The organism is Prescottella agglutinans, assembly GCF_004011865.1.
GTDB classification, from domain to species: Bacteria; Actinomycetota; Actinomycetes; order Mycobacteriales; family Mycobacteriaceae; genus Prescottella; species Prescottella agglutinans.
Genome location: NZ_RKLP01000006.1, coordinates 229,768 through 241,524, shown reverse-complemented (window position 1 = coordinate 241,524; position 11,757 = coordinate 229,768). Strand labels below are relative to the sequence as shown.

Annotated in this window: 10 protein-coding genes; 9 read left to right on the top strand and 1 reads right to left on the bottom strand. The window is 67.4% G+C overall.

Going from position 1 to position 11,757, the window contains the following annotated elements; translation table 11 throughout:
* Positions 1–94: 94 nt before the first annotated feature.
* The 4 genes from EGT67_RS13365 to EGT67_RS13350 all read left to right on the top strand — a co-directional run bounded on the left by EGT67_RS13365 (position 95) and on the right by EGT67_RS13350 (position 4,495).
* Entirely contained in the window at positions 95–1,720 is a 1,626-nt protein-coding gene (locus EGT67_RS13365) for a GMC oxidoreductase (RefSeq protein ID WP_241566015.1), read from the top strand.
* 10 nt (positions 1,721–1,730) lie between these two features.
* The gene (locus tag EGT67_RS13360) at positions 1,731–3,032 is read left to right on the top strand and encodes a glycoside hydrolase family 1 protein (RefSeq protein WP_127916553.1); all 1,302 of its coding nucleotides are present in this window, start codon (positions 1,731–1,733) and stop codon (positions 3,030–3,032) included.
* Between the two features lie 48 nt (positions 3,033–3,080).
* Positions 3,081–3,698: a LysE family transporter gene (locus EGT67_RS13355; RefSeq protein ID WP_127916552.1), complete on the top strand. Its 618-nt coding sequence runs from the start codon at positions 3,081–3,083 to the stop codon at positions 3,696–3,698.
* Between the two features lie 110 nt (positions 3,699–3,808).
* Positions 3,809–4,495, top strand: a complete 687-nt coding sequence (locus EGT67_RS13350) for a hypothetical protein (RefSeq protein ID WP_127916551.1) — start codon at positions 3,809–3,811, stop codon at positions 4,493–4,495.
* 1 nt (position 4,496) lies between these two features.
* On the opposite strand, the gene EGT67_RS13345 is transcribed toward EGT67_RS13350, so the two are convergent.
* Positions 4,497–4,967, bottom strand: a complete 471-nt coding sequence (locus EGT67_RS13345) for an SRPBCC family protein (protein WP_127916550.1) — start codon at positions 4,965–4,967, stop codon at positions 4,497–4,499.
* A gap of 233 nt (positions 4,968–5,200) precedes the next feature.
* On the opposite strand from EGT67_RS13345, the gene EGT67_RS13340 reads away from it, so the two are divergent.
* From EGT67_RS13340 to gad, 5 genes are all read left to right on the top strand, one after another.
* The gene (locus EGT67_RS13340; RefSeq protein WP_127916549.1) at positions 5,201–5,848 is read left to right on the top strand and encodes a hypothetical protein; all 648 of its coding nucleotides are present in this window, start codon (positions 5,201–5,203) and stop codon (positions 5,846–5,848) included.
* Between the two features lie 229 nt (positions 5,849–6,077).
* Complete coding sequence (locus EGT67_RS13335; RefSeq protein ID WP_127916548.1) at positions 6,078–7,358, top strand: metal-dependent hydrolase family protein; 1,281 nt, start codon at positions 6,078–6,080, stop codon at positions 7,356–7,358.
* A gap of 164 nt (positions 7,359–7,522) precedes the next feature.
* Positions 7,523–8,203, top strand: a complete 681-nt coding sequence (locus EGT67_RS13330) for a hypothetical protein (RefSeq protein WP_241566014.1) — start codon at positions 7,523–7,525, stop codon at positions 8,201–8,203.
* 3 nt (positions 8,204–8,206) lie between these two features.
* Positions 8,207–10,192, top strand: a complete 1,986-nt coding sequence (locus tag EGT67_RS13325) for a YhgE/Pip domain-containing protein (protein WP_127916547.1) — start codon at positions 8,207–8,209, stop codon at positions 10,190–10,192.
* A gap of 81 nt (positions 10,193–10,273) precedes the next feature.
* Positions 10,274–11,650 carry a glutamate decarboxylase gene (gene gad, locus EGT67_RS13320; RefSeq protein ID WP_127916546.1) on the top strand — a complete coding sequence of 459 codons (1,377 nt, stop codon included), beginning with the start codon at positions 10,274–10,276 and terminating at the stop codon, positions 11,648–11,650.
* The last annotated feature ends 107 nt before the right edge of the window (positions 11,651–11,757 follow it).

Here is an 11,757-nt window from a genome sequence, read left to right as displayed (position 1 = left end):
CTGCGATTTATCCGAAAGACACCCCACTGGACACGTGTCCACCCTAGAGTCGCGACCTGCGAGACCCCGTACCCACAGACGCCAGGGAGCCGCAGTGATCCCAGACCCGACTCGCACGACGTCCGCCCGCTCCGGGGTGACCCGGCGCGCGTTCCTCGGTGGCCTCGGTGGTGCTGCGGCCACCACCCTCGCCGCAGCCGCCGCGCACCCGGCCGCGGCCGCGCCCCCGGCGGGCCCGCCGGTGACCGAGGAGCGGCGCCGCGCCGTAGTCGTCGGCAGCGGGTTCGGCGGCTCCATCGCCGCATGGCACCTGGCGCGGGCCGGCGTCGACACGCTGATCCTCGAGCGCGGCATCTGGTGGCCCACCGGCCCCAACGCCGAGACCTTCCCCCACATGTTCGCCCCCGACCAGCGGTCGGCATGGCTGCAGCCGCACCCGGTGATGACCGGCGCGCCCCCGGCGGTGTTCGCGCCCTTCACCGGGATCATGGAACGCATCCCGGGCAACGGCATGGACGTCCTGTGCGGCGCGGGCGTCGGTGGTGGGTCGCTCGTCTACCACGGCATGACGATGCAGCCGGACGGCGAGAACTTCGCCGCGTGCGTGTCGTCGTCGATCGACTACCAACTTATGGACGAGGTGTACTACCCGCGGGTGGCACGGATGCTACGCATCGCCACCATCCCGGACGACGTCCTCGGCAGCCCGCAGTACCTCTCGTCGCGGCAGTTCCTCGAGGCGGCCGCGGCGCAGGGCCTCGACACGTTCCGGGTGCCGATGCCGATCGACTGGGAGTTCGCGCGCCGGGAACTGCGTGGCGAGATGCGCCCGTCGTACACCAACGGCGACCTCATCTACGGGGTCAACAACGGCGGCAAGCACTCGCTCGACGTCACGTATCTCGCCGAGGCCCGGGCCACCGGCCGGGTCGAGGTGGCACCGCTGCACCGGGTGAACGACGTCGAACTCGTCCGCGACGGAACGTGGATCGTGCACTGCGACCGGATCGGCACGGACGGCGCCGTGCTCGAACGCAAGCGCATCGTCACCGACGCGCTCTTCCTGGCCGCCGCGTCCCCCGGCACGACGCGCCTGCTCGTCAAGGCGCGGGCGAAGAACCTCGTCCCAGACCTGCCCGACGCCGTCGGCACCGGGTGGGGCAACAACGGCGATCGCATCTTCATGATCACCCGCGCCGCCGGCAGCCCCGGCGCGTGGCAGGGCGGGCCCGCCTGCGTCGGCGTCAAGGACTGGGACAACCCGGCGGGTGCGCTGACGATCGTCACCGGCCCGGTGCCCTTCCCCGTCGACGTGCACACCACCTCGGTCATCGGCTACGGCGTCGTGCCGGGCCTCGGGGTGTGGAACTACGACCCGAATCGCGACGACGCCGTCCTGACCTGGGACCAGGCCTACGACCGCAGACTGACCGACGCGATCCGCGCCCGGATCGAACAGATCGTCGGCACCGGGTTCGGCGTGGTCGCGGCCGACGTGAATGCGTTCGACACCAACACATTCCATCCGCTCGGCGGCGCCACGTTCGGCACGGTGTGTGACGACGCCGGGCGAGTTCACGGGCATCGGGGCCTCTACGTCCTCGACGGCTCACGTATCCCCGGTTCGACCGGCGCGTGCAATCCGTCGATGACGATCGCGGCACTTGCCGAGCACAGCATGGACACCCTCGTGGCCGCCGACGTCGGCACCGTCTTCTGAAGGAGTGAGCGTGAAGGCCGTCCTGCGTTCCACGATCGTCGCCCTCGCCGCGACGCTGCTCGCTGCTCCCGCCGCGCACGCCGGACCACTCGGCGACGACTTCCTCTGGGGCGTCGCCACCTCCGGCTTCCAGTCCGAGGGTTCGTCCCCCGACAGCAACTGGGCGCGGTACTCGGCGTCGGGCAAGACCGACGACGAGGTCGGGGACGCGGTGGACTTCCGCCACCGCTACGGCGAGGACATCGACAACGCCGCCGCGCTGGGTGTCGACGTGTTCCGCTTCGGCATCGAGTGGGCCCGCGTCCAACCGAACCCGGGCACATGGGACGAGGCCGAGTTCGCCTACTACGACGACGTCGTCCGGCGCATCCGGAGCCACGGGATGACGCCGATGATCACGCTCGACCACTGGGTGTATCCGGGTTGGATCGCCGATCGCGGCGGTTGGGCCGATCCCCGGACCGTCGACGACTGGCTCGCGAACGCGGAGAAGGTCGTCGACCGCTACCAGGACGTCGGGGCGATCTGGATCACGTTCAACGAGCCGACGACGTACGCGCAGCGCGAACTGACGTTCGGCGGAATCTCGCTCGGCGATGTGCACAAGATGTTCGACGGCATGACCCGCGCCCACCGCGCGATCTACGACCGTATCCACCAACTCGACCCGTCTGCTCGCGTCGGCAGCAACCTCGCGTTCATCCCAGCCGTCTTCGGCCCGCTCGACGGGTTGTTCGTCGACCGGGTCACCGACAAGTTGGACTTCCTCGGGATCGACTACTACTACGGCGTCTCGCTCGACAACGTCTCGGCGATCGCCGCGGCCACCGACCGCTTCTACGACGTCGTCCCACAACCGGACGGGATCTACCACGCGCTCATGGCCTACCACCGCAAGCTGCCCGGCATGCCGCTGTACGTCGTCGAGAACGGGATGTCCACCGACGACGGCAAGCCGCGCGCGGACGGCTACACGCGCTCGGATCACCTGCGCGATCACGTCTACTGGATCGAGCGCGCCCGCGAGGACGGCGCCGACGTGATCGGCTACAACTACTGGTCGATCACCGACAACTACGAGTGGGGTTCGTACCGTCCGCGATTCGGCCTGTACACGGTCGATGCGCTCACCGATCCGACGCTGACCCGCCGCCCGACCGACGCCGTCGAGACCTACCGAACGATCATCGCCGGCGGCGGCGTACCCGCCGACTACCGGCCCGTGATGGCGGAGGCGTTCTGCTCGCTCGTCGATCCGCCGCGAAGCTGCGTCGGCTCCGGATCGTCGGGAGGTTCCGGGGGCGGTTCGTAGCCGCCCCGCCGCGGCCGGACGGCAGGGGCGGGCATAGACTCTCCGCCCGTGTCGTGGCAGGTCTGGTTGGCGTTCTTCGGCGCCAGCTGGGTGATCAGTCTGTCACCGGGAGCCGGCGCGATCGCGTCGATGTCCACCGGCCTGCAGCACGGATTCCTACGCGGGTACTGGAACATCCTCGGCCTCCAGCTGGCACTGCTCCTACAGATCGCCGTCGTCGCGGCTGGCGTCGGCGCCCTGCTCGCCGGATCGACGACGGCGTTCCTGATCGTGAAGTGGTTCGGCGTCGCCTACCTCGCGTATCTCGGCGTGCGGCAGTGGCGCTCGGCACCGACACCGCTCGAGGCCGCACCGGACGACGGCCGGGCCACCGCCGCGGGGCTGGTGCTGCGGGCCTTCCTGATCAACTCCAGCAACCCGAAGGCGATCGTCTTCATGCTGGCGGTGCTGCCCCAGTTCCTGGACCCCACCGCACCGCTCCTGCCGCAGTACGCGCTCATGGCGGCCACCATGGTCGCCGTGGACACCGTCGTCATGACCGGGTACACCGGCCTCGCCGCGCGCGTGCTCCGTCTGCTGCGCTCGCCGCGTCAGCAGCAGGTCACCAGCCGCGTGTTCGCCACCCTGTTCTTCACGGCCGCCGCCGCGCTCGCTACCGCGGTGTGAGACGGCCGGACGTGGCCCTACCGCCACGGACGGTGGTGTGCCTACGCTGACGATGCAGTACGCGCGGGCTCGCACGCCGACCGGAAGCCCGCCGACCGTCGGGAGCGACCATGAGCATCAGCCCGCGAACCCTTGCCGAAGAACTGCCCGATCTCCCGCCGGGCGACGAGTTCGAGCGGTTCGCCGGATACGCCGTGATGGGCGTGCCGTTCGCGACCGGCCACTACCTCGCCCTCCGACACTTCCCCGCGAGCTCGATCGGCCCTGGTTACGACTCGGTGTGGCACCGGGACCCGGCCGGCCGGTGGGTCATGTACATCAGCGCAGCGCCGGAGTCCTCCTGCCCGCGCTACTTCGGCCGGGCATTGGCGGAATCTCGAACCGCGGACATCACCATCACCTGGACCGGACCGAACTCGTTCGGCGTGACCGTCGACGACACGATCGACTGGTCGATGACGCTGGCTCGGTCCCTCGCCACCCGCGCGATGACCGCTGCCGGATCGCTGCTGCCCGCCGCGCTGTGGCGCAACGACCGCGTGCTGACACTGATGTCCCGGGTCGCCGGACCACTGCTCGGCGTGGGACGGATCGGGCTTACCGGGGAGACTCCGAGTGGGCACTCCTTCCGGGCCAATCCACGCCGGCTGTGGGCCGTGGAACGCAGCCGGGCAACGGTTGACGGCGTCGATGTCGGCCCGCCGGGTCCCCTTCCCGAACAGGCCCGGCTCGGCGGATTCTGGCTGCCGCAGCGGGGTGTGTTCGCGATCGGCGAGACGTACTTCACGCCGCTGTGAGTCACCCGTCGGTGTATCGCACGCGCAGGCGCTCGAGGGTCGCCGTGATGCCCTGCTCGTCCTTCGAGCGGAAGCCCATCCATTCCACCCACTGCGGGAACCTGACCATCGAATAGTCGAACACCTCGGTCACCTCGGTGTGGCCGGGAGTGGTCTCGTCGAACTCCCACCGCCAGTGATGCCCGAAGGGGTGCTTCCATTCGACGACATGCCCGTCGTCGAAGTCGACGACCCGGCTCGTGATCCGGTACGGCGCGCCGAACATCTTCATCGCGACCGTGAAGGTGGCGCCCTCGTCGAGGCGGTCCGGCCCGGCCACGGTGTGTCGTACCGTCCCGGAGCCGTCGAGTTCGTGGTGGCGCCGCGGGTCGGCGATCAGGTCGAACACCGTCGACGCGGGTGCGTCGACGGTCACCCGGCGGGCAATCCTGCGCGGTCCGCGATCGACCACCGTCACGTTCGAGCCGCTCATGAGTCCACGGTACGTTGCACCGAGCAGATCGGCATCCGCGAACTGCCGCCGCGCGCACCGGACGCGCCGTCGACACGGCGAACCCCGGGTGAACGTAATCCCAACGGCTGTAGGACCAGTCGTCGTTCCACCATCGTCTTGTGCTGCACAACAGTCTGATTCGAGCGACGCTTCGGCCTCCCTGTTCGCCCGAATTGGCGTATCACCGCGGATTGCGACCTATACTGCCGCACATGCTGATTCACCCGACTCTGCGGATGCAATCGTGGGGATTCACGATCGGGTCGCTGCTCTTCGCACTGGGCTCGGCGCCGGTGCTCGCGCCCGCCCTCGGCACGGCCACCGCCAACACGGCCTTCTTCGTCGGCTCGTGGTTCTTCACTTACGCCGCGTTCATACAGTTGATCCTCAGCGGCGCGGCCACGACGACGGACACCGCCACCGGCAAGCCCGCGATACGCGCCGAATGGCTCGCCGCGGCCACCCAGTTCCTGGGCACGGTGCTGTTCAACGTCAGCACCGGGGCCGCCCTGCACGCCCACACCATCGCGGGCGAGAAGCACCTGGTGTGGACGCCGAACGCGGAGGGCTCGATTGCGTTCCTGATCAGCAGTTATCTGGCGATCCTGATGCTCGTCCGGGCGAAGAACTACTGGGCTCCGCGCTCCCTCGACTGGCAGAGCGCCTGGTTCAACGCCCTCGGTTCACTCGCATTCGGCCTCTCCGCCGCGGGGGCGTTCATCACCCAGTCGGGAAGCGTCGAGGACGCGGCCCTCGCCAACGCCGGCACGTTCGTCGGAGCCGTGTTCTTCTTTGCGGCGTCCGTCATCTTCCTCGGCAAGCCACGCCGCCCGGCGCGGGAGCCCGTCGAGACGCTCTGACCCAGGTCCACCGCCGATGCCGCTGCCGCGACGCATTTGCCGAGGGCAGCGGGATCGGCGGTTCTGCGCCCGGAATCCTTTGCGTCGCACCGTCACTTGTCACGGGTCTTTCCGCCGCCGCCGTGGCGATCACCGACACCTCGAGAACGGGTGAAGTAGGGGGTTAATTCCGACCCGGCGGTCATCGACGGGGCGCGACCCGACGCACCCGCTGTTAGCTTTGCGAGGTATGACGACTCTTCCGGAAAGCAAGAAGCGTTTACTGTTTCGCAACGTCCGGGTGTTCGACGGCGTATCCGCAGACCTGAGCAACGGGGATGTTCTGATCGACGGCAACAAGGTCGCCGCCGTGTCGACCTCCCCCATCGGGGACGATCCCGGCAGGGAAACTGTCGTCATCGACGGCGGAGGCCGGGTCCTGATGCCCGGGATGAGCGATGCACACGTCCACCTGGTGGGCAACGCCAATTCGTACGTGGACCTCCTCATGGGCACGGAGGGGCACATCACCCTCAACGGCGTCGCCGAGGCGAAGAACATGCTGATGAGAGGGTTCACCGCGGTCCGCGACATGGCCGGCGACACCGCGAGCATCAAGTCCGCAATCGATCGCGGCCAATTCCCCGGGCCGCGCATCTACCCGTGTCAGGCGGCGATCTCGCAGACCAGCGGTCACGGCGACTTCGGCAACGTCTACGACACTCCCTCCGCTCTCGGAGGTGCCGAGAATCGCTCGGAAACAATCGGTTTCATGCGGATCGCCGACGGCGAGGAGCGCGTCCTGGCTGCTGTACGCGAGCAGCTCAAGAAGGGCGCCTCGCAGATCAAGATGATGGTCGGCGGCGGAGCCGCGTCGACGTACGACCCGCTGTACACCGTGCAGTTCACGGACGCCGAACTGCGAGCGGGGGTCGACGCGGCAACCGACTACGGCACCTACGTCGCCACGCACGTCTACAACGTCACCGGCATCCGGCGTGCGATCGAGGCCGGAGTCAAGTCGATCGAGCACGGCCACCTGTCCGACGAGGCCACCGTCAAGTTGATGGCCGAGCGCGAAGTCTGGCTGTCGATGCAGCCCTTCGCGGAGGACGATCACCACTATCCCGACGCCGACCGAGCCGAGAAGAACCGCCAGATCTGCAGCGGCGTGGACCGGATCTACGGCTGGGCGCAGAAGTACGGGGTCAAGGTGGCCTTCGGCACCGATCTGCTGCTCGAGCCGCAGTTCGCGAAGCGACAGAGCGAGATGGCGGCCAGACTGGGCGATTTCTACAGCAATGTCGACGCCCTGCGGATGCTGACCTCCGGCAACGCGCAACTGTTCCGGCTCGCCGGTGAACGTGATCCGTACCGGGACGCCCCGTTCGGCGTCGTGGCGCAGGGGGCTTGGGCCGACCTGCTCCTCGTCGACGGCAACCCGCTCGACGACCTGAGCGTGCTGGCCGACCCGGAGAAGTACCTGTCGGTGATCGTCAAGAACGGCCAGGTCGTCAAGAACAGCCTGTGACGGCCTGACCGCCGATCCGACGCCGATTTCGAAGTAGTGAGGGACAGGGACAGCAGCCGAACATGTCGTCGTTCATGGAACGACGAGGGAATGTGGAGTGCGAATTGGTCGAAACACAGGTCGAGGGCTACCAGCCCCCGTGGGAACCGATCTCAGGAACTTTGTTGTCCGCCAGAGCAATCGAACTTCACGGCCCGTGGGGCCACGTGTTCGGGCCGCTCGATCTCGACATCGACATCGGTGGCGTCACCGTGCTGGCGGCGCCGGCGGGTGCCGCGCGTACCGCGCTGTTGATGGCGCTGTGCGGACGGATGCGCCTGACCGCCGGATCCCTCACCGTCCTCGGGTTCGAGGACAAACCCATGGCTGTGTTCCGCAACTCGGCCATCGCGTGCCTCAACGAACTCGACGAGGTCCGTCCATCGGTCACCGTGCGCGATCTCGTCACCGAACAACTGAGGTGGAACTCCCCCTGGTATCGGTTCGTCCCGCGTGTCGGGACGAGCGGTGTCGAGGAGATGTGCGGCGAGGTGTTCGGCGACGTCCCGCTGCCGCCGCTCAACGCGTTCGTCGACGATCTGCCCGAGATCCAGCAGTTGTTGTTGCGGATCGCCGTGGCCAACACGCGACGTCCACCCCTGCTGGTCGTCGGCAGGATCGACAGGATCGCCGACGACGACGAGCGCCTCAAGGTTCTGGAAAGACTCGAGGCACTGGGCCAGAGCCAGTCCGTGATCACCGCCGACGTGAACCCGCTCCCCCCGGGGAGTTCGGTGCGAGCCGTCGTGGACCTGCACCAGCTTCTGAACGCCGGTGACATCGGCGTCATGACCGAGTCGAGGTAGCCGATGCTTGCAGGAATTTCCCTGGGCAGCGATTCGAAGCGCTACTTCCGTGGCACGATGCCGCGAATCGCCATCATCACGATCATCCTCATGCCGCTGCTCTACGGCGCGATGTACCTGTGGGCCTTCTGGAATCCGTTCGGCGCCGTGGACAAGATTCCGGCCGCGATCGTCAACAACGACACCGGCAAGACCGCCGCCGGTCAGGAACTCGACGCCGGCGACCAGGTCGTGAAGTCGCTCATCGCTTCCGGCCAACTCGACCTCGCGGAAGTGTCCCAGGAGGACGCCGAGAAGGGGCTCTCGGACGGCAAGTACTACTACACGATCACCCTTCCCGAAAACTTCAGCGCCGCGGTCTCGTCACCGAACGGCGAACACCCCGAGAAGGCGAACCTCGTCTTCACCTTCAACGACGCGAACAACTATCTCGCGACCATCATCGGTCAGGACGCGTCGGAACAGGTGATCAACCAGGTCAATTCGACGATCGGTGCGCAGGGGGTGGGGCAGGTTCTCACCGGTCTGCAGAGCGCCGGGTCCGGCCTGGGGAAGGCTGCGGACGGGGCCGAACAGCTCGCCACGGGCATCGACCAGGCGAACAGTGGCGCGGATCAACTCGCGTCGGGCGCCCACACGCTCGCCGACAACATGGTCACGGCGCGCAACGGTTCCGATGCCCTGGCCGCGGGCGCCTCCCAGCTGGCGACCGCGATCGACGGCGTCGCCGACCCTCTGCTCAACGCGCTCGAGGGGGGCGCGTTGCCGGACGTCGGCGGTCAGGTCGCCCAGCTCCGCCAGTCGCTGGCCGATCTCGCGAGCCGGGCCCCGGCCGACCAACCACCGACACCGACCGTCCAGGCGGTCGAACAGGTGATCAGCGTCCTCAATCGCAGTTCCGACCCGATCGTGCAGCAGGCCGTCGCGGCACTCATACCGCTCACCCGCACTGTGGCCGCACCCGCGGCGGACATCCGTGGGGAACTCCAGGCACTCCATTCCGACGCACAGGCGCTCGAGTACCAGCTGACCGATCCGAACAGCCCCCTGCAGAGCGGCCTGGCCATGCTGCAGAACGGCGGACTCGCGTCCGACGTTCGGCAACTACGCAACGGTGCCGACCAACTCAGCTCCGGGGCCTCGACGCTCAGTCAGGGCATGGGGCAGCTGACGGACGGTAGCTTCCAACTTGCCGGCGGCGCGGACCAGCTGGCCGCCGGAACCGAACAGTTGCAGTCCGGGTCGAAGGAACTCGCCACCGCGCTGCAACAGGGCGCAGGCCAGGTGCCGACCTGGACCGACGAACAGCGGACCGCAACGGCCGAGACCCTGTCGACCCCGGTTGCGCTCCAGCAGGACTACACCAACGTGGCTCCGACGTTCGGCACCGGCTTCGCACCGTTCTTCCTCTCGCTGGCACTCTTCGTCGGCGGCATCATCACCTGGATGCTGTTGACCCCGCTGCAGTCCCGTCCCACCGTCGGCGGTGTCGGGCTGTACCGGACAGTGCTCGCGTCGTACTGGCCGGCACTCCTGGTCGGCATCCTGCAGGTGGTCGTCATGTACACGGTCGTGCACTTCGGCGTCGGACTGGACGTCAAACACGTCGTCGGCACGATCCTGTTCCTGATGTTGATCTCGGCGACGTACCTCGCGATGATCCAGGCGTTCAACGCGCTGTTCGGAGTCGCCGTCGGACGCGTGGTCACCCTGGCCTTCCTCATGCTCCAGCTCGTGTCGGCGGGCGGCATCTACCCTGTCCCGACGACCGCGACGCCCTTCCAGGTCATCCATCCGTTCGACCCGATGACCTACACGGTGAACGGTCTTCGCCAGCTCACCGTCGCCGAACACGTCGACTCGCGACTGTGGATCGCGATCGCGGTGCTCACCGGCATCCTGCTCGTGAGCCTCACCGTCAGCGCCCTCTCGGTCCGCCGCAACCGGCGGTACACGATGGAGCGCCTGTACCCGCCCATCGAGGTCTGAATCCAGACCTGCACCTTGAGTTTCCGGCACAATCACGACCAGTTCCATCCACAGATCGTTCGAAGTATCGGAGGAGAGAAGATGTCGAACAACTTTGCCGCTCCAACTGAGACGCTGGCACCCGCATACACGGGACGACTGGGAACCGATCCGATTCCCGCCTTGCGAATGCCCAAGGCCGAGACCGAGCCCGAAGCGGCCTACCGGTTCATCCACGACGAGTTGATGTTGGACGGAAGCTCGCGACTGAACCTGGCCACCTTCGTGACCACCTGGATGGATCCGCAGGCCGACCGCCTGATGGCGGAGACGTTCGACAAGAACATGATCGACAAGGACGAGTACCCGGCCACCGCCGAGATCGAAACCCGTTGCGTCAACATGGTTGCCGCCCTCTTCAACGCGGAGGGCCTGTCCGACTCCGATCCCACCTCGGCCACCGGTGTCTCGACCGTCGGCTCGTCCGAGGCGGTGATGCTCGCGGGCCTGGCCCTCAAGTGGAGGTGGCGCGAGGCCCGCCGGGCGGCCGGCAAGGACACTTTCCGTCCGAACCTCGTCCTCGGCAGCAACGTCCAGGTGGTGTGGGAGAAGTTCTGCCGCTACTTCGACGTCGAGCCGAAGTACCTCCCGATGGAGAAGGGACGCTACGTCATCACGCCGGAGCAGGTGCGTGAAGCGGTCGACGAGAACACTATCGGGGTCGTGGCGATCCTGGGGACGACGTTCACCGGTGAGCTCGAACCGGTCGCCGAGATCGCCGCGACACTCGATGAGTTGGCGGCTTCGGGCGGGCCCGACGTGCCGATGCACGTCGACGCCGCGAGCGGCGGATTCGTGGTTCCGTTCCTGCACCCGGAACTGGAGTGGGACTTCCGGATTCCGCGGGTCGTCTCCATCAACGTGAGCGGCCACAAGTACGGAATGACCTACCCCGGAATCGGATTCGTGGTGTGGCGGTCGAAGGAGCACCTGCCGGAGGACCTCGTCTTCCGGGTCAACTACCTCGGCGGGGACATGCCGACGTTCACGCTCAACTTCTCGAGGCCCGGCAACCAGGTGGTCGGTCAGTACTACAACTTCGTACGGTTGGGTGTCGCCGGGTACACACAGATCATGGAGTCACTGCGGGACACCGCGCTGATGCTGTCGAGCGAGATCGCGAAGATCGACAACATGCAGATCATCACCGACGGGAGCGCCATCCCGGTCCTCTCGTTCGAAATCGTGGGTGATCCCGGATTCACCGTCTTCGACGTCTCGCACGAACTGCGGGCCCGCGGCTTCCAGGTTCCCGCCTACACGATGCCGGAGAACGCCGAGGACGTCGCCGTGCTCCGTATCGTGCTGCGCGAAGGCTTCAGTCGAGACCTCGCGTGGAAGCTCGTCGTCGCGATCAAGGACGTCGTCGCACGATTGCGAGCGGGTACGGAACACGCCGCCCAGGCGTTCTCGCACTGAGGAACCCAGTCGACGGGGCGGGGCGGGGCGGAGTCGCCCCGCCTCGCCCCGTTCGGTGAGAGGAGGTGCCCGGTGAGCCGACGGAGCGGCGCCGCACGGAACGCGCT